This window comes from Roseibium sp. MMSF_3247 (assembly GCF_030733765.1).
GTDB lineage: Bacteria > Pseudomonadota > Alphaproteobacteria > Rhizobiales > Stappiaceae > Roseibium.
Genome location: NZ_JASHII010000003.1, coordinates 463,106 through 484,744, shown reverse-complemented (window position 1 = coordinate 484,744; position 21,639 = coordinate 463,106). Strand labels below are relative to the sequence as shown.

Here is a 21,639-nt window from a genome sequence, read left to right as displayed (position 1 = left end):
AAGGGAGACTGACATGATTGGGAGGAGCACTTTCCTGACCTCGACCATTGCGGGTGTACTCGCATTGAGCATTACGGTGGCTCAGGCGCAAACCCTGCGTTTCTGGACGACGGAAGAGCAGCCGGAGCGGCTGGCGAAACAGGAAGAACTGGCCGCGGCCTTCAAAGACAAAACCGGCATCGAGGTTGATGTCATTCCAGTCACGGAATCCGATCTTGGAACCCGTGCCACTGCAGCTTTCGCTGCCGGTGATCTGCCGGATGTGATTTATCACACCCTACAGTATGCGCTGCCATGGGCAGAGGCCGGTATTCTGGACACCGAAGCGGCGACAGAGGTTCTGGAGAACCTGGGCACTGATACATTTGCGCCTGGCGCAGTGGCAATGGCCGCGGTCGAAGGGGGGGTCGCTTCTGTGCCGGTTGATGGCTGGACACAAATGGTTGTCTATCGCAAGGACCTTTTCGATGCGAATGGCCTCGCGGCCCCCGACAGCTACGAGAACATTTTGGCAGCGGTTGAGAAACTTCATAACCCGCCGGAAATGTTTGCATTCGTCGCAGCCACCAAGGTTGATGAGAACTTCATGAGCCAGGTGCTCGAGCATGTTCTTCTGGCCAATGGCGTTAGCCCGGTCGGCAGTGACGGCTTCAAGCCGCTGGACGAGAAAAAGACGATCGAAGCACTCGAGTTCTATAAGGCAATTGCAGAGGCATCTCCTCCAGGAGATCTGTTTTGGAAGCAGTCTCGGGAGCTATACTTTGCCGGCAAAGCAGCCATGATCATCTGGTCTCCGTTCATTCTCGATGAGCTCGCTGGTCTTCGCGACAGTGCTCCGCCAACCATTTCCGATGACCCGACATCCAAAGAACTGGCGTCAAAAACCGGTATCGTGACAACCTTAAAGGGTCCGTCAAATCCGGATGGCGCTGCCTGGGGGGATGTGCGTTACTTCGGCATCACAAACGATGCGGATACGGACGCCGCCATGCAGTTTGTCGAGTTCTCGATGGATGACGGTTACATGTCGACCCTGTCGATCGCACCGGAGGGCAAGTTCCCGATCCGCCGAGGCAACAAAGCCAATCCGACAGCGTTTGTTGAAGGCTGGTCCAAGTTGCCGGTTGGTGTGGACCGCAAGGCACCGTTGACCGATCTTTATGATGCCGAGACCATCAGCACCATTGTTTCCGGTCTCGATACGGCTGCGCGTTGGGGCGTCAAGGAAGGACAGTTGTCTTTGGCCTCCAAGATCATCAACAGCCAGGCGATCAACCGGCTTGTCCGGGAATACATTGATGGCGAACGGGACGCAGCACAGACCGTTGCTCAGATGAACGAAGAACTGGCCAATATCCAGTAACTGCAAAATGGCCCGTGTTTTCGGACACGGGCCAACCCCATCGGCCACCACCCCTCATTTAAAGAGGGCCTTTGCACTATGAAGTTTCGACGGGTTGAACCGTCGACGCACAGGGACTTTTTGCCCTATCTCTGTCCGTTTGAAACTTGAGCAGGAAACCATGACCGCGCAGGACAAGACCATCGCCGAGCACCGGCCGCCGAAAGGCATTGGACCGATGCAACGACGGGAGATGCGGCTCGCCTACCTGATGTTGGCGCCAACATTCCTGATCATTCTCGCCATTGTTGCAGGTCCTTTGCTTGCCAATTTCTGGATCAGCTTCAAGCCGGTTCAACTCGCGGACCTCCGGCCCCCAAGCGTGCTGGTAAACGAACGCATGCGCGGCAATCCGGAAAGTGCAGGCGATGCGGCGACACTCGAATACCGGATGCGCAACTCCTCGCAGGACAAGGAAATCCGGGATGTTGTTGTGCGGGACACCCTACCTGATGGGTTCGATGTAACGAGCGTGCCTGAGGTTTGCGCGCTTCAGGGCGCGTCGATCACATGTGACATCGGCACTGTTCCGCCAAAATGGCGTGAGCGGCTGCGCTTTGAGGGAACAGTAACCCCGGCCTATTTGGCAGCTGACCGCCCCGAGCGGGCAAGCACACCTGAGGTCTCGGGCGATGCAGACAATGTCCTGACAAACCTCGACTTCACCTTCGACAATTTCGTCCGGATCTTTGATGCAGATGAGTTTTGGTCGGTGCTGCGGGTGACGTTCTATTACACAATCTTCGGGACGGCCGGAGCATTGGTGCTCGGGCTGTTCGCTGCGCAACTTTTGAACACGACGTTCAAGGGGCGCGGTTTTCTGCGCGGACTGTTCCTCTTTCCTTACGTCTCGCCGGTGATTGCCGTTGCCTTCACCTGGGTGGTGCTGTTCGACCCATTTTCCGGAACCTTAAACGCGCTTTTGACCAAAATGGGCGTCGTTGCGGACCCGATCAATTTCTTCGGTCAGCGGGCCGTGGAGTTTTCATTCTTCGGGATCCCAATGGAGTTTCCTCTGGCGCTTTCGACCGTCATCGCGTTTGAGGCATGGCGTTACTTCCCCTTGTCTTTCCTGTTCATTCTCGCGCGCATGCAGTCGCTCAATACAGATATCTATGAAGCGGCTGAAATGGATGGTGCAACGCCGCTACAGCAGTTTTGGTACCTGTCCTTGCCGCAGTTGATGGGCATCCTGTCGGTCCTGTTCCTTCTCCGTTTCATTTGGACCTTCAACAAGTTCGACGACATCTTCCTTCTGACCGGCGGCAATGCCGGAACGAGAACGTTGACAGTCGATGTTTATGAACAAGGGTTTGCCCTGTCCAACCTTGGAGCAGGGGCTGCGGTCGCCGTGGTGATCTTTGTCGTCCTCGTTACGTTTGCGACACTCTTCCTGCACTTTTCACCCAAGGAGGAAGGCCTATGAGACCCGGCAGCATTTTTCTGATAGCCATCACGGGCCTTATCTGGGGCGTGACCGCCATGGTGGTGATTGGCGTCACCTTGACCCTTATCACTGGCGAAGTTGCTCTGCCTCAGGCGACTGCCGCCGGAGTGGCCGGCTTGATCGGAGCGCTGGTTCTGGTTTGGCGGCAGACTGCGGACATAAAAGGGATGCCTGCCTGGGTGTTATCCGCGGTCGTCCTAACGTTGGTTCTTCTGTTGGGTACGTTCGCAGCACCTTTCACTTTGCCTCTAAACAACGTTCCCTTTTGGCAATTGGCCGGACTGCTCGCCTTCGTTGCCAGCGTCACGGCGGCCAACCATGTGAGCCTCAATGGCGCAACTCTCGGGTCGATGTCGCGGTACGAACGCGAGGTGATCTACATCCGGATCTTCAAGGGAATTGGTTTCGTCGTCTTCACGATTATCGTTGCGCTGCCCTTTTACGTGATGGTGATGACATCGCTGAAAAGTCAGCAGGCGTTGCTTGCCAATCCGCTTGATCTGTCGATCGACCTCTCGCAAGGGTTTGACGGGCTCTTCCGGTCCTATGTGGAGCTCTTCACGCAGTTCAATTTCGGCCGCTATCTGATGGTCTCGGCCATCGTGTCGGTGGGTACCGTGATCCTGACGCTGCTATTTTCGGTGCCCGGCGCTTATGCGGTCTCCCGGTTGCGGTTTCCGGGGCAGGCGCTTTTGTCCCGTTCGGTGCTCCTGATTTACATGGTTCCGGCCATTGTTCTTGTAATCCCGCTTTATGCTGTGTTCTCACAGCTGGGGCTGCGCAACACATTGACCGGTTTGCTGATTGTCTATCCAGCCACAACAATTCCGGTCGCGCTCTACATGTTGCAGGGTTACTTCCGGGGGCTTCCGTCCGAATTGGAAGAAGCTGGCCTGATGGACGGATTGTCGAGGCTTGGGGTGATCATGAAGATCACGCTGCCGTTGTCATTGCCGGCATTGGCCTCTGTATCGCTCTATGTGTTCATGATTGCCTGGAACGAGTTCCTGTTCGCTTTCATGTTCCTCGATGACCCGGACATTTTCACCCTTTCGCGCGGTGTGGTTTCGCTGAACTCCTCGGAGGTCCCGCGCCAGCACCTTATGGCAGGCGCAGTGATCGCGACCGTTCCGGTTCTCTTCATCTTTCTTTGGTTCGAACGCTTCCTTGTCCAGGGCCTGACGGCCGGCAGTGTGAAGGGCTAACCAACTCATCAAAGAGCTCACAAGAAGCTCAAGGAGATATTCGTGTCACAGACTGAGTTAGACAAAGTCGCCCGGAAAATCCTGACCGACAACGACCAGGGTGGATACACGGTGCCGACGAAGGGGCTTTACCCCTACCAATGGAACTGGGATTCGGTCTTTGTTGCCCGAGGTTTTGCGACCTTCGACACCGACCGGGCCTGGCGGGAGATAGAGCTTCTCTTCGAGGGGCAATGGCGAGACGGGATGGTGCCACATATCCTGTTCCGGAAGGACGATCCGAGTTACTTCCCCGGTCCCTCCGTTTGGGGAACAGATGGCGGACCCATTCCAAGTTCAGGCCACTCTCAGCCTCCGGTCGCCGCAACCATCGTCCGGGACTTGCTGGAACTTGATGCCTCTGACGCCGCTCTGGATCGGGCGAAGTTGCTCTTCCCAAAAATCCTTCAATGGCACCGTTGGTTCATGGCTTACCGGGATCCAGACAGTCTCGGCGTGATTGCCGTAATTCATCCCTGGGAGTCAGGGCGGGACAATCTTCCCGACTGGGATGATGCCTTGCGCGATGTGGAAATCAAGGATGTCGCTCCATACGAGCGGAAAGACACCTCTCATGTCGATCCGGCCATGCGCCCGCACAAAGAGGACTATGACCGCTACCTTTCTATCGTTGCGGCTTGCCGGAAAGTGGGTTGGGATCCTGAAAAGGTTGCCCGAACCTGTCCGTTTTTCGTGGCTGACCCGGGTATCACCTTCATTCTCCTGAGAGCTTGCCGAGATCTCCTGGCACTCGCAGATCGCCTTGGAGAAACAGCCGCGCAGCCGGAAATTGAGGGATGGATCAGCCGGATGGAAACGGGTGCTGCGCGCCTTTGGAATGCAGAGCTCAAGGCTCACGTAGCCATGAACCTGCGAACCGGGAAACAGACCGACGGTGTTTCAAGTGCGTCTTTCCTTGCGCCCTATGCAGGCCTTACTGATCCTGAGGTGTTAAAGCCGCTTCAGGAACATTTCGACCGGATCAGCGCAAAGGTCCGATATCTGATGCCGTCCTACGATCCGGAGCATCAAGCCTATGAGCATTTGCGGTATTGGCGCGGCCCTGTCTGGGCTATGGTCAATTTCATGATTGCTCGCGGTTTCGCGGAAGCTGGTGATCCTGGCCGGTCTGACAGGCTTCGGCGTGACACGGCTGCGCTCATTCAAACCGGCGGATTTGCGGAATATTTCAGCCCGGAAACGGCAGAAGCTGCCGGTGGCGGATCATTCTCTTGGACAGCGGCGATCTGGCTTGCCTGGGCAAGACCATCGCTAGCAGATCAAGCGGCTTAAGGGGGCAGCAGATATGGGTGCAATCCAGCTCAAGAGTGTCGAGAAGTGGTTCGGTGACCTGCAAGTCATCAAAGGAATTGATCTCGATATCCAGGACGGTGAATTCGTTATCTTTGTCGGCCCATCCGGGTGCGGTAAGTCCACACTGCTGCGATTGATTTCCGGACTTGAAGAATCGAGCCGCGGCGCAATCGAGATTGACGGCAAGGACGTCACCGCATTGCCGCCCTCCGGGCGCGGTCTTTCAATGGTGTTTCAGTCCTATGCGCTTTATCCGCATATGTCCGTTCGGGAAAATGTTGGGTTTGGCCTGAAGACTGCGGGCGTGCCAAAAGCGGAGATCGACCGGAAAGTGAACGCGGCCGCGGAGATCCTAAAGCTGGATGACTACCTTGAACGTAGGCCCAAAGCTTTGTCCGGTGGTCAGCGTCAACGTGTTGCCATCGGCCGGGCCATCGTCCGCGAACCGAGCGCGTTTTTGTTTGACGAGCCGTTGTCAAACCTGGATGCCGCACTGCGCGTTGAAATGCGGTTCGAAGTGGCCCGGCTCCACAAGAGCCTCGGGACAACCATGATCTACGTGACCCATGATCAGGTCGAGGCGATGACACTTGCGGACAAAATCGTTGTCCTGCAGGCTGGCGAGATTGAGCAAGTCGGCTCTCCGCGCGAACTCTATGAGCGGCCCGACAATCTTTTCGTTGCCCAGTTTATTGGGTCCCCGAAGATGAATGTTCTGCCCTGTTCAGTAACAGGAGATACGTTCTCGCTCGATGGACATGGCGGTGGCCATTACCCGCATGGTGGTGCATCCGGTGCGCCGGTCAAACTGGGCATCCGGCCGGAACACATGCTGGTTGTTGCACCGGAAGAGGGGCACTGTTCGGGCACCGTTGAGGTTGCCGAATATCTCGGGGCTGACACGTTCCTTTATGTCGCGCTTGATGGCCTTGACACTGTCCTCGTGCGGATCAGCGGCAGTGAAGAAATCGCAGAAGGGGCACGCATCGGACTGAAGTTCGATGAAAGCCGCATGCACTTCTTTGACAAGGACGACCGAGCGATCCGCAGTGGTTGATGAGGTGTTTTTACAGCGTATACAATGCGGAATGTCAGTAATAGGATAAAGCATCGGTCGCGAACACTTCAATTGTGAAGGGGGCGGTGCTTACCATGACTATCCTGCGCAGCATCCTGCTGGCCTTCGGTGTTCTCGTGAGTGCTTGCGTGGCCAATGTTCATGCCGCTGGCTTCCGTGTCACATTCATCAATCCAGGTGGGGACAGCGGGTTTTGGGGCCATGTTTCAAAGACCATGCAGGCGGCAGCTGCAGACTTTGATGTCGATCTTGAAATTTTGAATGCCGACCGGCGACCCTATTATATGGAGAAGCTCTTACAGGAGCGTCTCAGCAAGGGAGATCTGCCTGACTATTTCATCTTGGTGAATGAGCTTCAGGAAGGTGCCCGGCTTATGCAGCTGCTCGATGGGCAGCCGGTTGAGACAGTATTTCTTCTAAACACGTTGACCCAATCCCAGTACGGAGTTTTGAACGAGCGCGGTAAGTCCTCAATCATCGGGTCCATTACCCCAAACAATGAGTGGGCCGGCTATGAGATGGCGCAGTCCCTAGTCTCCTTCGGAAAAACCGGAGGTGCAGCCAACGGCGGCCTAAGAATGTTGGCCCTCACCGGCGACGATAGCACGCCGGCGGCTCTCGACCGGCAAAGGGGTATGGAACAGGCTGCGGCTGACAGCGGTGTCGATCTAATCGGCGCAGTGCCCGTGAATTGGAACGAAGAGACTGCTTATGAGCGGGCAAAGACGTTTTTGAATCGGACGAAGGTTGATGCCATCTGGGGCGCGAATGACGCCATTGCCCTCGGAGCAAAACGGGCCGCAATCGAGCTTGGTATGAAGCCCGGTGAGAACATTGCCTTTGCTGGATTGAATTGGTCAAAGGCGGGGATGGAGGCGGTCAAGAATGGACAGTTGACCATGACGCATGGCGGTCATTTTTTCGCCGGAGCCTGGGTCATCGTGATGCTCTATGATTACCACAACCGGCCCGCACCCAAGAGTGCACTAGATAATGTGTCTTTCCAGATGTCCGCGATCACCCGGGATAACGTCAATCTCTTCCTCGACCGGTTGGGTGATCAGAACTGGGCCAAGATCGATTTTCTCGGTTTCAGCCAGGCTATGACCGGCCTGTCGCAGTACGATTTTTCAGCAACTGCGATCTTGAATGCTGCAAAGAATTGAAGCCGCAGCGTGAGTTTTTTGACTTAAATGTCGCAGGTCGTTTGTTCTTGCCTTGATTGAGTGAAGCTGAAACCTTCCCCGATGATTCTGGAGGTGAGGTGTTTCATGAACAACAAGAACGAAACTCAGTCTGGTGGCTATAATCCTGAGACTGAAGGCGCGGAAATGGCGTTTTCCGGCAAAATGTCATACGGCGATTACCTCGGCCTTGAGACTATCCTGAGCTCGCAAGCTCCTTTGTCGAATGCGCCGGATGAGTTGCTGTTCATTATTCAACACCAAACGTCCGAGCTTTGGATGAAGTTGATGCTTCACGAGTTGGAAGGGGCACGGACAGCCATTGCCGAAGATCACATGCCGGAAGCGATGAAGCTGCTTGCACGTGTCAGCAGGATCATGGAGCAATTGAATTCTGCGTGGGACGTGCTTCGGACCATGACACCAAGCGATTACACCCAGTTCCGGGATTCGCTCGGTTTGTCGTCCGGGTTTCAGTCTTTGCAGTACCGCCTGATCGAATATGCCCTTGGAAACCGCAATCTTGCGATGATCCGTCCGCATGAACATGTCCCCGAAAACGTCGATCTGCTGCATCAGGAACTTGCCAAGCCAAGCCTTTATCAGGTGGTGCTGTCATTTGCGCAGCGGCAAGGACTGGACGTTCCTGAGCATGTGATCGCAAAACCATCGGACAGACCGCATGGCGAGGTGCCAGAAATCGTGGACCTTTGGCAGAAGGTTTATCGTGATCCTGCACAATATTGGGCGCTTTATGAAGTGGGTGAAAAACTGGTCGACCTGGAAGACTACTTCCGGCGTTGGCGGTTCAATCACGTCACCACGGTGGAACGTGTCATCGGTTTCAAGCGAGGCACCGGCGGCACGGGAGGTGTGACCTATCTGAAGCGCATGCTGGAGGTCGAACTGTTCCCCGAACTCTGGCATGTCCGAACGGAACTCTGAGCGCACCTCGCAAGATTTACGGTCAAGCAGAAGAAGCATTGCCAATTCCAATCCTCGAGTTAAGCTGCTGATCAAGGACCTGAAAAACAAGGTCCGGGAGCAGTTGAACAGAGGGGAAGTTCTGATGTTGAAGAGACTTGCGGCAACAGCAAGTGTGCTGGCCATGCTGAGCGGTGCCGCCGTGGCGGAGCCGGTCAAAGTTGGCATGATCACCACCTTGTCCGGTGGCGGCGCCGGGCTTGGTATTGATGTGCGGGATGGTTTCCTGCTTGCTGTGAAACAGGCAGGCAACTCCGACCTGGAGGTGATCGTTGAAGACGATCAACGCAAACCGGATGTGGCTGTGAAGCTGGCGGACAAGCTGGTGCAGTCGGAAAATGTTGACGTTCTGACCGGCATTATCTGGTCAAATCTTGCTATGGCCGTTGTGCCATCTGTGACCGCCCAGGGCAAATTCTATCTGTCGCCAAATGCGGGGCCATCCGCTCTCGCAGGTAAAGGCTGCCACCCGAACTATTTCAATGTGGCCTGGCAGAACGACAATTTGCACGAAGCAGCCGGTGCCTACGCCAAGGACCAAGGCTACAAGAACAGCTTCATTCTGGCGCCGAACTATCCGGCCGGCAAAGACGCGTTGACAGGTTACAAGCGTTTTTATGGTGGTGAGTTGGCTGGCGAGCTTTATACCAAACTCGGCCAGACTGACTACGCCGCAGAGCTTGCTCAGATCCGGGCCTCCGGTGCTGATAGCGTGTTCTTTTTCCTGCCGGGTGGCATGGGGATTTCCTTCCTGAAGCAGTACGCGGACAGTGGAATCGACCTTCCGGTCGTCGGGCCGGCGTTCTCTTTCGACCAAGGCATTCTGCAAGCTGTCGGCGATGCGGCAATGGGCGTGAAAAACACCAGCCAGTGGTCAAAGGACATCGACAATCCGGCCAACAAGGCCTTTGTCGAAAGCTTCCAGGCTGAATATGGCCGCCTGCCGTCGCTCTATGCGTCCCAAGGTTTTGACACCGCCAATCTTCTGCTGTCGGCGATGGCCAAGGCGGATGTGAAGGATGCCGATGCATTCCGCGCGGCACTCAAGGAAGCTGATTTCGCATCGACCCGTGGTGACTTCAAGTTTGGCGACAATCACCACCCGATCCAGGACATCTATGTCCGCGAAGTCATCAAGGAAGGCGATGTCTATACCAACAAGATCATTGCCACCGGCTTGAGCGATCATGCGGATGCCTACGCTGGTGAGTGCAGCATGTAAAATCGACCATCAACGGTCATCAAAAGCCCGGGCACATTGCCTGGGCTTTTTTGTTGGCGCTGTATTCGGGCTCAGGCCCGGCCGTTTGGTCGCGGTCCGTTGATATTGCTCAAAGACGTGTCAGGCCATCTCTGGAACGGTGTGGGCTACGGAGTTTTGCCAGTGATGCGGCGAACCTCAGGTCCGGGTGTGTCGCCTTAAGAAGCAAAAAGGCTGCATCCGGGTCCTGCTGGACCTTGGGAGAAAATCATGGATAACGGTCAGCAGGCTGGCAACGGAGTATCGAAGGCAGCTTGCAGCGTGACCCCGGTACCGGACGGTGCGATTGCCGAGATCTGCGAACGGTTCGGCAATGACAAGCATCGGATGCTGGATATCCTGCGCGAGGTTCAGGACCGTTTCCAATGCATTGCACCAGCGACCATGGACCAAATCGCTGAAGAAACTGGCCTGACCCGGATCGAGGTCGAAGGGGTCGCGAGCTTTTATTCTTTCCTGTCCCTAAAGCCGAAAGGCCGGATTACCATCCGTCTGTGCGACGATATTGTCGATCGATATGCCGGACTGGAAGCCGTCACAGCCGCTTTCGAAGATGCGCTCGGGGTCAAGATTGGCGAAACATCCGCAGATGGGGCCGTGTCCCTTGAATACACCCCTTGCATTGGTATGTGCGACCAAGCGCCTGCAGCGATGGTCAACGATATTGTCCTGACCAATCTGACAGCTCAATCTGCGCGGGAAGTGGCCCTGACGATTAAAGCAGGCGGCAGCCCAGATGATCTTGTCAGCGACCGGTTTGCCACTCTCTCACAGCATGACCGTGCAGTGCGCATGGTGGACAACAACATCCGCCATGCCGGTACTGTGCTTCTTGGGCCGGTGCGCGAAGATGCGGGCCTTTCCAAAGCGGTCAGCATCACCTCCTCCCAGATTATCTCGATGATTGAAGAAAGCGGCTTGCGCGGTTGTGGGGGTGCTGGATTTACGACGGGGCGCAAATGGCGATTTGCGGCAGCTGAGCGAGCTGAGCGGTCTTTTGTGATCTGCAATGCAGATGAGGGCGAACCTGGCACCTTCAAGGACCGCGTTCTTCTCACAGAGCGGCCACATCTTCTGATCGAGGGTATGACAATAGCCGCCCGTGCGGTTGGGGCGAAGGAAGGGATCCTTTATCTGCGCGGCGAGTATGTCTACCTGCGCGAACTTTTGGAACAAGTGCTAGAGGAGCGCCGCCGGCGCGGACTGCTTGGCAAAGAGATCCTTGGCACCAAGCGCTTCAACTTTGATATCCGTATCCAGATGGGCGCGGGCGCTTATATCTGCGGTGAAGAAGGTGCCCTGATCAGTTCTTGTGAAGGGTTGCCGGGTGAGCCGAAAACCCGCCCGCCGTTCCCGGTCAATCGCGGGTATCTCGGCTACCCGACCGTGGTCAACAATGTGGAGACCTTCTGCCATGCCGCACGCATTCTGGACCAGGGTGCGAAGTGGTTCCATGACATGGGCACTGAAGGCAGTCATGGAACCAAGCTGTTCTCGGTCTGCGGTGACTGTTTAAACCCTGGGATTTACGAGCTTCCTTACGGTCATTCAGTCTGGGAGCTTCTGGAAATGGTCGGCGGTCAGGATGCTGCGGCGGTTCAGGTTGGCGGGCCGAGCGGTGCAATGATCGCCCGGGACAGTTTTCACCGAAAGCTCACATTCGACGATCTCGCGACCGGTGGCGCGATCATCGTCTTTAACGGTCAGCGGAACATTCTTGAAATCGTTGACTACTACATGTCGTTCTTCGTGCATGAAAGCTGCGGCTATTGCACGCCTTGCCGGGTCGGTAATGTCTTCTTGCAAAAGGCAATCCAGAAGTTCCGCAAAGGGCTCGCCAATCCAGAGGACATCGACTACCTCAAGGATCTCTCCGGCACGATCATTGAGACCAGCCGCTGCGGCCTTGGCATGACATCACCCAATCCGGTGTTGTCGACCTTGGCGAACTTCCCGCTGGTCTATTCAGCCATGACCAAGCCGAGCAAGGACGGGATCCGCGACACTTTCGATATTCAGTCGGCGATTGAGGGTGCCCGGAAGATCGCCAAGCGCCGTTCCTACATCTTCGACAGGGATTTCACAGAATGAGCGGCACAAAAAAGGAAACCGGGTTCAGTTTCACGATCGATGGTGTCGAGGTCACGGCCTATGCCGGGCAAACCATCATGGAAGCTGCCGATGAGGCCGGTGTCTACATCCCTCGTTTGTGCGACCATGAAGGGCTGCGCCATCAGGGCAGTTGTAGGGTTTGTACCGTGAAAGCAGGCGGCCGGAGCGTATCCGCCTGCACCCAGCCGGCGGCTCCGGGCCAGACGGTCGAAAACGAAACGCCGCACCTCAACAAGATGCGCCGTGATCTCGTGGAAATGCTGTTTCATGAAGGCAATCACTTGTGTCCTATCTGCGAAGCCAGTGGCAATTGCGAGCTTCAGGCAATGGCTTACCGGCTCGACATGACCGAGGCGACAAATTTTCCGTATCTGGAACCTTGCCGGGCTCTCGATGCTTCTCACCCTGACATTGCGCTCGACACCAACCGCTGCATCAGTTGCGGACGGTGTATCCGGGCGTCTCAGGATGTCGATGGCAAGGGCGTCTTTGGTTATGTCGGCCGGGGAATTCACCGGCGTGTCGCTGTGAACGGCGAGAACCTTGCCGACACAGATGCAGCTGTGACTGACAATGCGATCTCGGCGGAAGTCTGTCCGGTCGGCTGCATCATCCGCAAACGGGTCGGTTTTGTAACTCCGATTGGCGAGCGGGAGTTCGACAAAGGGCTGATCGGTCATGACATTGAGGAGAAGCGCAAATGAGTGCGAGATCTCAGGTGGAGCTTCCTAAGGCCCGGATCGCGACAGCTTCACTGGCCGGTTGTTTCGGCTGTCACATGGCAATCCTCGATGTCGATGAACGCCTGATTGATCTGATGAAGCTCGTCGAGGTCGACCGGTCTCCCTTGACCGATAAGAAGCGTTTCACCCAGCGCTGCGACATCGGTATCATTGAAGGCGGTTGCTGCAACGAGGAAAACGTTCATGTCCTGCAGGATTTTCGGCGGAACTGCGATGTGCTGATTGCGCTAGGGCAGTGCGCGATCATGGGCGGACTTCCGGCCATGCGCAACGCGATCATGCACTCCGACGAGCCCTTACGAGAATGCCTGGACGAGGCCTACATAACCGGCCGCTACATCCGAAACACGACCCACAATGTGCCCAATGATCCGGCTTTGCCGCTGCTGCTTGATGAGGTGTATCCGTGCGCGCAGGTGGTGGAGATCGACTATCAGATTCCCGGCTGCGCGCCGGAAGGGGACATTATTTTTGACACGCTCTCAAAGCTGCTCACCGGGAAATTTCGGGGCTTTGAGCGCGAAATGATCAAGTTCGACTAACCAGGGGCGAGTATATGGGCGAACCCAGACTGATTGAAATCTCGCCGGTCACCCGTGTCGAAGGGCATGGGAAAGTCACCATTCACCTCAATTCGGAAAACGAAGTGGATGAGGCCAGGCTGCATATTGTCGAATTCCGTGGTTTCGAACGGTTCATTCGTGGGCGCCTCATGTGGGAAGTCCCAGTCATCGTGCAGCGCCTGTGCGGTATTTGCCCGGTCAGCCACCACCTAGCGGCCGCCAAGGCCATGGACATGATCGTGGGCGTCGATCAGTTGACGCCGACCGCTGAGAAAATGCGGCGGTTGATGCACTACGGGCAGGTCATGCAGAGCCACGTACTGCATTTCTTCCATTTGGCGGCGCCAGACCTGTTGTTTGGGTTTGGGGCTCCTGCCGAGAAACGCAACATTTTCGAAGTGATCAAGGAACAGCCAGAGCTCGGCAAACGCGCCGTCCTGATGCGCAAATACGGTCAGGAGATCATCGAGGCGACGGCGGGCAAGAAGATCCATGGAACCGGCGCTATCCCTGGGGGCATCAACCGCAATCTTCCGATCGAAAGACGCGATCATTTTCTGAGCACGATTGATGAGATGCTCGAATGGGCACAGGACGCGGTCAAGCTTGCCAGAGACTATACGCTCGAACATGAGGATCTGGTCGCCGAGTTCGGATCATTTCCGTCGAACTACATGTCTCTCGTACGAGAGGAAGATGGTGCGCTTGATCTCTACCATGGCAACCTCCGCGCATTGAAGTCGACTGGGGACGAGATCTTCGATCAATTGCCTTATACGCAGTATCATGAGCGTCTGATCGAGGATGTGCGGTCCTGGTCTTATATGAAGTTTCCCTTCATCAAGGAGCTTGGACCAGAGGTTGGTTGGTACCGGGTTGGGCCGCTGGCGCGTATGAATACGGCCAGCTTCATAGAAACGCCAATTGCCAACGCTTCACTGGACGAGCTTAAAACCGTCACGGATGGTCGCCCAAACAATTCGACGCTCGCAAATCACTGGGCCCGGATGATCGAGGTCGTGCATTGCGTTGAGAAGATCCGCGAACTGCTCAACGACCCAGACCTACAAGGAGACGATTTGGTTGTGACCGGGGACCGGCGCGGCGAGGGGATTGGCGTCATCGAAGCGCCGCGCGGAAATCTCATTCATCATTATCAAGTCGATGAAAACGATCAGGTCACCTATTGCAATCTGATCGTGTCAACGACGCACAACAACGAGGGCATGAACAGGGCGGTCAAGGATGTCGCCGTCAAACACTTAAGTGGTCATGAACAGATCACAGAGGGCATGCTCAACCATGTCGAAGTTGCGATCCGGGCTTATGATCCATGCCTCTCCTGTGCCACCCATGCGCTGGGCCAGATGCCATTGCAGGTGGAGCTTTTCAATTCGGACGGGGAGTTGGTCGATAGCAAGGCGCAGTCGGTATGAGGGCGCTGGGATGTTGTTGATTGGGTACGGCAATCCGGGTCGGGGAGACGATGGGCTTGGGCCTGCGTTTTCTGAAAGCATGGCAACGCGTGACCTGACGTCCTGGACGATCGATACCGATTACCAGCTCGTGGCAGAGCACGCCTTTGATGTCTCTGGACATGAGCTTGTCGTGTTTGCAGACGCAGAGATTGGGAGCTCGGAGCCCTTTTCGTTCCGCGAGATCAAACCTGGTGCGCCGGAAGTTCTGGGCAGCCACAGTCTGGTTCCTGAAACTGTCCTGTCCTTGTGCGAAACCCTTTATGGCGCGGCGCCGACCGCCTTTGTACTTGGGATAACCGGTGTGGAATACGGTGACGTGAAGGAAGGCCTTTCAGATCAGGCGGCCGCCAACCTCACGAGGGCACAGGCATTTTTCCTGGATTGGGCCGGAAAGCTTTCTACACCTTAGGCTTTAGATGTCCGGTGTATCGGTCCGGCTCTCAGTTGCAGGGTCATGGGAATTGCGAAGTGCCTCCAGGGCGCGCATCCGTTCTTCTGCTTTGTCCTGATTTTCCCGCGTCACCCCGGCAATCAACACTTCGGCAATAGCCATCAGCGCCAGGGATGAATCCCAGGGCGAGGGAACTGCGACACGGGCTGGCAACACGTAGGAAGCTATTCGGCCAATGGGCGACATCCAGCTGTCTGTGACCAGCGCAACGGTCGCTCCTTGTTTGGCCGCAGCTTCTGCAAACTGAATGATCTCTGCCTGGTACCGGCGGATGTCGAAGACCAGCACAACATCTTTTGGGCCAATCCCAAGCAACTGGTCGAGCCAGTTCCCGTGCTGCCCGGCCACATGAACGACGTTCGGCCGCACGATACGCAAGTGCGCTGCCATGTACCTTGCAAGGCCGTCAGTGAACCGCCCGCCGATCAGGTGAACGGTCTTGCGGTCGTCGGCCAATAATTTGACAAGACCGTCAAGCTCGCCTTTTGGCAGATGGTCGAATGTCTCACGGATGTTCTCGATCAGTTGCCCGACATGCGGGTCGCCCGTTGTATCCTTTGCAAGACTGGCGCTGCGTGCGAGCGGGGAGTTCAGCTGATTGGCGAGTTCGCTGCGCAGCTTTTTCTGGAATTCCGCGAAGCCTGGAAACCCCAGCCGGGCCACAAACCTGAGAATGGTCGGAGCGCTCACCCCGGCGGCTTTTGCAAACTCTGCAACAGTCCCCAATCCCTGCACCGGATAATTTGCCATCAGGGCATGCGCCGCCTTCTTTTCGGTCGCGGTAAACTCGTCGAGCCGATCACGTATGTCGTCCAAAAGTGGGCGTTCCATGGGCTGCTGCCTCAATTTTTGGCGGAGCTATCAAAACTGTTTGACAGAACCGTATTTCGTGTATCAGATATTACAGAGTTTGAATTTGTCGGCAATACTGTAACAAACATTACAGAAACAAGCAGACGCTTTTCCGGGGGGATGAATGGGATCAAACCACCAAAACGGCGGAATGTCCCGTGCTGTAGAGGTTGTAAATGCAGAAGGTGCCGGTGAGCTGGTCCTTTTGTGTGATCATGCTTCGAATCATTTTCCTGCTCCCTATGATCAGTGCCTTGGTGTGTCGGATGAAGAGAAATCCGCGCACATTTCATGGGATCCGGGCGCGCTCGGCGTCGCGATGGCGTTGTCGAAGGCGCTTGATGCGCCTTTGATCTATACGACGGTTTCCCGTCTGGTCATCGACTGCAATCGCGAAGAAACTCGCGAAGATCTGACGCCGTGCTTAAGTGAGCTGACAGAGATCTCCGGAAACAAGAATTTATCCGATGAAGAGCGGACATTCCGGATCAATCTGGTTCATCGCCCGTTTCACGATGCGATCGACAAAGTGCTTGCGCTTCGGGCGGACAAGGGGCTGCCATCTGCAGTGGTGTCCATCCACACCTATACGCCGGTCTACAAAGGCGAGTCTCGGCCCTGGGAAATCGGTTTGATCTCCGAAAACGACCGCCGCCTGGCCGATCCTGTGTTGGCGGGGTTGAAGGCACGTGGCGATCTGACCGTTGGCGACAATGAGCCCTATGCCCCCTCCGATGGGGTTTACTACACTGTCAGGCGGCATGGCGAAGACAAGTCGCTGCCGTGCCTGATGATCGAAATCCGAAACGACGAAGTGCGCACGCCAAATGAGGAACTGCACTGGGCGGACATCTTGGGACCTTTGTTGAAATCCGCTGCCAAAACGGTGTTGCGGAAGGAGGTTGCGGATCATGCCTAGGATCGCCCATTGGTATGTTCACGCGGTTGACGGTTTCAATCGCGGTCTGGGCAAAGTCATCATGTGGGGTGTCTTTGTCATGGCGGGGATCCTGTTGTGGTCCTCAATCTCCAAGACGTTTTTCAATCCGTCGCTTTGGACCCTGGAAGTGGCGCAGTTTGCAATGGTCGCCTACTACGTTCTGGGCGGACCCTATTCTGTTCAGCTTGGGTCGAATGTCCGTATGGACCTGTTTTATGCGGAGTGGAGCATCAAGAAAAAGGCTTGGTTCGATGCTTTCACCGTGCTTCTTTTGATCTTCTATCTTGGCGTTCTCCTCTATGGGGCGCTTGGGTCTACAGCCTATTCCCTAGGTTATTTCGGTCGGGAGTTTCCGGAGTTCTACTGGGAGCTGATCGTCGCCTTCTTTACCGGCGGGCCTGCTGCCGCCGGAGAGGTCATGGGCTATATCGAACGCAGTCCGACGGCGTGGCGGCCGGTTCTCTGGCCAATCAAGGTGACCATGTGTATCGGCTTTTTCCTGATGCTTCTGCAGACCGTTTCTGAGCTGATCAAGGATATTGCGACCATCCGGGGAGAGACCATCTGATGTCTTACGAGATGATCGCCCTTTTGATGTTCTCGTCGATGATGCTCATGCTGCTCACCGGGCAGCGGGTGTTTGGAGCCATCGGCGGTATTGCAGCCATCGCAGCCATTAGCCTGTGGGGTGTCGGCGGCCAGGATATTCCGTTTTCCGCGGCGATGAAGCTCATGAAATGGTATCCGCTGCTGACGCTGCCGATGTTCATTTTCATGGGCTACGTCCTGTCGGAGACCAAGATCGCCGACGATCTTTACAAAATGTTCCATGTCTGGATGGGCCCGCTCAACGGCGGACTCGCCATTGGAACGATCCTCCTCATGGTTCTGATTTCAGCCATGAACGGTTTGTCGGTTGCCGGAATGGCGATTGGCGCGACAATCGCTCTGCCGGAGCTCTTGAAACGCGGGTACGACAAGCGCATGGTCACGGGGGTGATCCAGGCAGGGTCATCGCTGGGCATTCTGGTGCCGCCTTCCGTTGTCCTCGTGCTCTACGCGATGATTGCACGGGCACCAGTCGGACAGCTTTGGCTTGCCGGTATCATCCCGGGCCTGATGATGGCGGCCATGTTTATTGTCTACATCGCAGTCCGCTGTAAGCTTCAGCCCAATCTTGGCCCAGCCCTTACGATTGAAGAGCGGGAAGCGTCCAAGGAAGAAAAGTATCGGCTTCTGCTTGCCGGACTGCTTCCGCTGATCATTTTCGCGGTGATGATGGTACCGTTCGTCAATGGCTGGACCAGCCTTGTCGAAAGCTCTGCGATCGGTGCTCTGGCGGCCTTGCTTGCATCGATCATCAAACGCCGCATGACCATGGACATCCTTATCCTCTGCCTGCGGAACACGCTCGGCATCTCCTGCATGTTCATGTGGATCATTCTTGCGGCTCTCGGCTTTGGCGCGGTCTTTGACGGGCTCGGCGCAGTCAAAGCGATCGAGAACCTCTTTACCGAACAGCTTGGCCTGTCTCCCTGGATGATCCTGATCCTGATGCAGCTGTCGTTCTTGGTTATGGGAACATTTTTGGACGACACGGCAATGCTGGTGATCGTGGCGCCTCTTTATGTGCCATTGGTGGCAACCTTGGATCTAGGCATGCCGGTCGGGCAAGTGCTGATCTGGTACGGAGTGCTTTACACGATCACAACACAGATCGCCTACATGACGCCACCGTTTGGCTACAACCTCTTCCTGATGCGGGCAATGGCGCCCAAGGACATCACCATGCGGGACATTTACGGGTCGATTACGCCGTTTGTCCTGGTGATGGCTCTTGCGCTGGCTCTTGTCATGGCTTTCCCGCAAATCGCTCTTTGGCTGCCTGAACTGGTTTACAGCCGATGACGCGCGGAGCGGGACAAAAACAATATATCCGGAGGAAACGGATTTGAATGTGCGGTTAAATGAGATCCGGCAAACGGACGGACCGCTTGACCTTGGAACCGAAAATTAGGGGAACAGTAATGACGAACAGACGTGATTTTCTCAAAAAAGCCGGGACAGGTACCGTTGCAGCTGCGGGTGCCGTAACGCTCGCCGCACCGGCCGTTCACGGCCAGACGCCGATCAAGTGGCGCCTTCAGACCTATGCAGGCCCGGCGCTGGCCGAGCATGTGATCAAGCCGCACATCGATGCCTTCAACAAGGCCGCTAACGGTGAAATGGAGATCGAACTCTACACCGCCGATCAGCTGGTCCCAACGGGCGAGCTGTTCCGTGCCATGCAACAGGGAACAATCGATGCGGTGCAGTCTGACGATGACTCCATGGCATCTCCGACCGAAGTCACTGTATTCGGCGGTTATTTCCCGTTTGCGTCTCGGTATTCCCTGGATGTGCCGGTACTCTTCAACCAGTACGGTCTGAAGGAAATCTGGGAAGAGGAATACGCCAAGGTCGGCGTCAAGCACATCTCTGCTGGCGCTTGGGACCCGTGCCACTTTGCCACCAAAGATCCGATCCGCTCGCTGGAAGATCTGAAAGGCAAGCGCGTCTTTACCTTCCCGACGGCCGGCCGCTTCATGGCACAGTTTGGCGTTGTTCCGGTAACCCTGCCTTGGGAAGATATTGAAGTTGCGGTTCAGACCGGTGAGCTCGACGGTATTGCCTGGTCCGGCATCACCGAAGACTACACGGTCGGTTGGGCTGACGTTACCAATTACTTCCTGACCAACAACATCTCTGGCGCTTGGGCAGGCTCGTTCTTTGCAAACCAGGAACGTTGGAACGAGCTTCCGGATCACCTGAAAACGATGCTGCAGCTCGCCATGGATGCATCACACTACTACCGCCAATGGTGGTATTGGGGCGGCGAAGCGAACCTGCGCGTCAACGGCACCAAGATGGAACTGACATCCATTCCGGATGAAGAGTGGGCAACAGTTGAAGCCGCTGCCATGGTCTTCTGGGATGAGATCGCTGCAGAGTCTCCGACAAAGGCGAAAGTTGTCGAGATCTTCAAGAAGTACAATCAGGACATGCAGAAAGCTGGACGTCCTTACCGCTACACCTAATGCAAGCCCTGGAGCCGACCATCTCACCCTTCGGGGTGGCCGGTTCTTGCAACTACCGGTCCGGAAAAATAGAACCCTCCGGACCGGGAATTTTTTTGAATAAGAGCGCTCGTAAACCGCCAAATAGGGACCAGACAACATGCCGGGAAATCTGACCTTTGATGCCCTGAATTCACTCGTGACATCGGGTGAGATCGACACAGTACTTGCTTGCATCGTCGATATGCAGGGGCGGTTGATGGGCAAACGCTTTCTGGCCCAGCATTTCGTGGACAGCGCTTACGAAGAAACCCATTGCTGCAATTACCTGCTGGCAACGGACCTGGAGATGTTCACCGTGGAGGGCTATGCCGCGACCAGTTGGTCGGGCGGCTATGGCGACTACGTCATGAAGCCGGATCTCTCCACGATCCGCCGCATTCCGTGGCTCGAAGGCACGGCCATGGTGATCTGTGATGTTCTTGATCACCACACTCACAAGGAAGTGCCGCACTCGCCGCGCGCGATGCTCAAGACCCAGGTTGCGCGCATGAACGCCCTGGGCCTTACACCGATCATGGCAACCGAACTTGAGTTCTTCCTTTTCGAGAAGAGCTTCGATGAGCTGCGCAAGAGCGGTTACCGGGATATGGAGCCGATCTCCGGCTACAACGAAGATTATCACATCCTTCAAACAACGAAGGAAGAGGACGTGATGCGGCCGATCCGCAACGGTCTCTATGCCGCTGGAATTCCGGTCGAGAACACCAAGGGAGAGGCCGAAGCCGGTCAGGAAGAGCTCAATATCAAGTACGCACCGGCTCTTGATACCGCCGAGTATCATACGATTTCAAAGCACGCGGTAAAGGAAATCGCATGGGCAAAGGGTCGGTCAGCGACGTTCCTGCCGAAATGGGCGAGCGACAAGGTTGGCTCTTCATCTCACGTGCACCAGTCGCTGTTCGACAAAGACGGAAACAATGTCTTTTGCGATCCTGATGGTGAATACGGAATGTCTGCGTTGATGCAGCATTATCTGGCTGGCCTTATCAAATATGCGCCCGACTACACCTACTTCCTGGCGCCTTACATCAACAGCTACAAACGCTTCCAAAAAGGCACCTTCGCGCCGACCAAGATGGTTTGGTCTGTCGACAACCGCACCGCCGGGTTCCGCTTGTGTGGCGAGGGGACCAAAGCGCTGCGCATCGAGTGCCGCATTGGCGGTTCGGATCTGAACCCATATTTGGCGCTTGCGGTTCAGATTGCGGCTGGCCTCAAGGGAATTGAGGATGAACTGCCGCTCGATAAGCCGACATCCGGCGACGTCTATGAAGTAAAAAAAGCCAAGGAAATCCCGCACACCTTGCGAGATGCGCGCGAAACACTGCGCAAATCAAAATTCCTGCGGGAAGCTTTCTCCGACGCGGTCATTGACCACTATGCCCGCGCAGCGGAATGGGAAATCGAAGAGTTCGACCGGGCTGTCACCGATTATGAAATCGCCCGGGGTTTTGAAAGAGCCTAAAC

At 55.8% G+C, this 21,639-nt stretch carries 19 protein-coding genes; 18 read left to right on the top strand and 1 reads right to left on the bottom strand.

Features of this window, described 5'->3' with window-relative positions:
• Positions 1-13: 13 nt before the first annotated feature.
• The 13 genes from RBB44_RS12615 (at position 14) to RBB44_RS12555 (ending at position 15,219) form a co-directional block, all read left to right on the top strand.
• Positions 14-1,363, top strand: a complete 1,350-nt coding sequence (locus RBB44_RS12615) for an ABC transporter substrate-binding protein (protein ID WP_306147701.1) — start codon at positions 14-16, stop codon at positions 1,361-1,363.
• Positions 1,364-1,523: 160 nt separating this feature from the next.
• Positions 1,524-2,828 carry a carbohydrate ABC transporter permease gene (locus tag RBB44_RS12610; protein WP_306147700.1) on the top strand — a complete coding sequence of 435 codons (1,305 nt, stop codon included), beginning with the start codon at positions 1,524-1,526 and terminating at the stop codon, positions 2,826-2,828.
• Positions 2,825-4,054: a carbohydrate ABC transporter permease gene (locus tag RBB44_RS12605; RefSeq protein WP_306147699.1), complete on the top strand. Its 1,230-nt coding sequence runs from the start codon at positions 2,825-2,827 to the stop codon at positions 4,052-4,054. Before RBB44_RS12610 ends, RBB44_RS12605 begins: the two co-directional genes overlap by 4 nt.
• 42 nt (positions 4,055-4,096) lie before the next feature.
• A complete protein-coding gene (locus tag RBB44_RS12600; RefSeq protein ID WP_306147698.1) occupies positions 4,097-5,386 on the top strand; it encodes a hypothetical protein in 1,290 nt (429 codons plus the stop codon).
• A 13-nt stretch (positions 5,387-5,399) separates the two neighbouring features.
• Entirely contained in the window at positions 5,400-6,464 is a 1,065-nt protein-coding gene (locus RBB44_RS12595) for an ABC transporter ATP-binding protein (protein WP_306147697.1), read from the top strand.
• A gap of 95 nt (positions 6,465-6,559) precedes the next feature.
• A complete protein-coding gene (locus RBB44_RS12590) occupies positions 6,560-7,651 on the top strand; it encodes an ABC transporter substrate-binding protein (RefSeq protein WP_306147878.1) in 1,092 nt (363 codons plus the stop codon).
• Positions 7,652-7,756: 105 nt separating this feature from the next.
• Complete coding sequence (kynA, locus tag RBB44_RS12585) at positions 7,757-8,614, top strand: tryptophan 2,3-dioxygenase (protein WP_306147696.1); 858 nt, start codon at positions 7,757-7,759, stop codon at positions 8,612-8,614.
• A gap of 124 nt (positions 8,615-8,738) precedes the next feature.
• Positions 8,739-9,875: an ABC transporter substrate-binding protein gene (locus tag RBB44_RS12580; protein WP_209174704.1), complete on the top strand. Its 1,137-nt coding sequence runs from the start codon at positions 8,739-8,741 to the stop codon at positions 9,873-9,875.
• A gap of 249 nt (positions 9,876-10,124) precedes the next feature.
• Positions 10,125-12,005: an NAD(P)H-dependent oxidoreductase subunit E gene (locus RBB44_RS12575; RefSeq protein WP_306147695.1), complete on the top strand. Its 1,881-nt coding sequence runs from the start codon at positions 10,125-10,127 to the stop codon at positions 12,003-12,005.
• The gene (locus tag RBB44_RS12570) at positions 12,002-12,730 is read left to right on the top strand and encodes a 2Fe-2S iron-sulfur cluster-binding protein (protein WP_306147694.1); all 729 of its coding nucleotides are present in this window, start codon (positions 12,002-12,004) and stop codon (positions 12,728-12,730) included. Before RBB44_RS12575 ends, RBB44_RS12570 begins: the two co-directional genes overlap by 4 nt.
• On the top strand, positions 12,727-13,311 hold the full coding sequence (locus tag RBB44_RS12565; RefSeq protein WP_306147693.1) for an NADP oxidoreductase: 585 nt from the start codon (positions 12,727-12,729) through the stop codon (positions 13,309-13,311). Before RBB44_RS12570 ends, RBB44_RS12565 begins: the two co-directional genes overlap by 4 nt.
• Positions 13,312-13,325: 14 nt before the next feature.
• The gene (locus RBB44_RS12560) at positions 13,326-14,768 is read left to right on the top strand and encodes a Ni/Fe hydrogenase subunit alpha (RefSeq protein WP_306147692.1); all 1,443 of its coding nucleotides are present in this window, start codon (positions 13,326-13,328) and stop codon (positions 14,766-14,768) included.
• 10 nt (positions 14,769-14,778) lie between these two features.
• Positions 14,779-15,219, top strand: a complete 441-nt coding sequence (locus RBB44_RS12555) for a hydrogenase maturation protease (RefSeq protein ID WP_306147691.1) — start codon at positions 14,779-14,781, stop codon at positions 15,217-15,219.
• Positions 15,220-15,222: 3 nt separating this feature from the next.
• On the opposite strand, the gene RBB44_RS12550 is transcribed toward RBB44_RS12555, so the two are convergent.
• Positions 15,223-16,092, bottom strand: coding sequence for a MurR/RpiR family transcriptional regulator (locus RBB44_RS12550; protein ID WP_306147690.1), 870 nt, complete (start codon positions 16,090-16,092; stop codon positions 15,223-15,225).
• 145 nt (positions 16,093-16,237) lie between these two features.
• Here RBB44_RS12550 and RBB44_RS12545 point away from each other — a divergent pair, with 145 nt between their 5' ends.
• From RBB44_RS12545 to RBB44_RS12525, 5 genes are all read left to right on the top strand, one after another.
• On the top strand, positions 16,238-17,032 hold the full coding sequence (locus RBB44_RS12545; protein ID WP_306147689.1) for an N-formylglutamate amidohydrolase: 795 nt from the start codon (positions 16,238-16,240) through the stop codon (positions 17,030-17,032).
• Positions 17,025-17,621 (top strand): TRAP transporter small permease subunit, encoded by a 597-nt coding sequence (locus RBB44_RS12540; RefSeq protein ID WP_306147688.1) that lies wholly within the window; start codon positions 17,025-17,027, stop codon positions 17,619-17,621. The genes RBB44_RS12545 and RBB44_RS12540 overlap by 8 nt, the downstream gene beginning before the upstream one ends.
• Positions 17,621-18,961: a TRAP transporter large permease subunit gene (locus RBB44_RS12535; protein WP_209174697.1), complete on the top strand. Its 1,341-nt coding sequence runs from the start codon at positions 17,621-17,623 to the stop codon at positions 18,959-18,961. Before RBB44_RS12540 ends, RBB44_RS12535 begins: the two co-directional genes overlap by 1 nt.
• Positions 18,962-19,080: 119 nt before the next feature.
• Complete coding sequence (locus RBB44_RS12530) at positions 19,081-20,130, top strand: TRAP transporter substrate-binding protein (protein WP_055670853.1); 1,050 nt, start codon at positions 19,081-19,083, stop codon at positions 20,128-20,130.
• 139 nt (positions 20,131-20,269) lie between these two features.
• The gene (locus RBB44_RS12525) at positions 20,270-21,637 is read left to right on the top strand and encodes a glutamine synthetase family protein (RefSeq protein ID WP_306147687.1); all 1,368 of its coding nucleotides are present in this window, start codon (positions 20,270-20,272) and stop codon (positions 21,635-21,637) included.
• The last annotated feature ends 2 nt before the right edge of the window (positions 21,638-21,639 follow it).

Bases quoted from the DNA above. Each gene is read 5' to 3' on its own strand.
- RBB44_RS12615 (WP_306147701.1), top strand. From the start codon at position 14: ATGATTGGGAGGAGCACTTTCCTGACCTCGACCATTGCGGGTGTACTC.
- RBB44_RS12610 (WP_306147700.1), top strand. From the start codon at position 1,524: ATGACCGCGCAGGACAAGACCATCGCCGAGCACCGGCCGCCGAAAGGC.
- RBB44_RS12605 (WP_306147699.1), top strand. From the start codon at position 2,825: ATGAGACCCGGCAGCATTTTTCTGATAGCCATCACGGGCCTTATCTGG.
- RBB44_RS12595 (WP_306147697.1), top strand. From the start codon at position 5,400: ATGGGTGCAATCCAGCTCAAGAGTGTCGAGAAGTGGTTCGGTGACCTG.
- RBB44_RS12590 (WP_306147878.1), top strand. From the start codon at position 6,560: ATGACTATCCTGCGCAGCATCCTGCTGGCCTTCGGTGTTCTCGTGAGT.
- kynA (WP_306147696.1), top strand. From the start codon at position 7,757: ATGAACAACAAGAACGAAACTCAGTCTGGTGGCTATAATCCTGAGACT.
- RBB44_RS12580 (WP_209174704.1), top strand. From the start codon at position 8,739: ATGTTGAAGAGACTTGCGGCAACAGCAAGTGTGCTGGCCATGCTGAGC.
- RBB44_RS12575 (WP_306147695.1), top strand. From the start codon at position 10,125: ATGGATAACGGTCAGCAGGCTGGCAACGGAGTATCGAAGGCAGCTTGC.
- RBB44_RS12570 (WP_306147694.1), top strand. From the start codon at position 12,002: ATGAGCGGCACAAAAAAGGAAACCGGGTTCAGTTTCACGATCGATGGT.
- RBB44_RS12565 (WP_306147693.1), top strand. From the start codon at position 12,727: ATGAGTGCGAGATCTCAGGTGGAGCTTCCTAAGGCCCGGATCGCGACA.
- RBB44_RS12560 (WP_306147692.1), top strand. From the start codon at position 13,326: ATGGGCGAACCCAGACTGATTGAAATCTCGCCGGTCACCCGTGTCGAA.
- RBB44_RS12555 (WP_306147691.1), top strand. From the start codon at position 14,779: ATGTTGTTGATTGGGTACGGCAATCCGGGTCGGGGAGACGATGGGCTT.
- RBB44_RS12550 (WP_306147690.1), bottom strand. From the start codon at position 16,092: ATGGAACGCCCACTTTTGGACGACATACGTGATCGGCTCGACGAGTTT.
- RBB44_RS12545 (WP_306147689.1), top strand. From the start codon at position 16,238: ATGGGATCAAACCACCAAAACGGCGGAATGTCCCGTGCTGTAGAGGTT.
- RBB44_RS12540 (WP_306147688.1), top strand. From the start codon at position 17,025: ATGCCTAGGATCGCCCATTGGTATGTTCACGCGGTTGACGGTTTCAAT.
- RBB44_RS12535 (WP_209174697.1), top strand. From the start codon at position 17,621: ATGTCTTACGAGATGATCGCCCTTTTGATGTTCTCGTCGATGATGCTC.
- RBB44_RS12530 (WP_055670853.1), top strand. From the start codon at position 19,081: ATGACGAACAGACGTGATTTTCTCAAAAAAGCCGGGACAGGTACCGTT.
- RBB44_RS12525 (WP_306147687.1), top strand. From the start codon at position 20,270: ATGCCGGGAAATCTGACCTTTGATGCCCTGAATTCACTCGTGACATCG.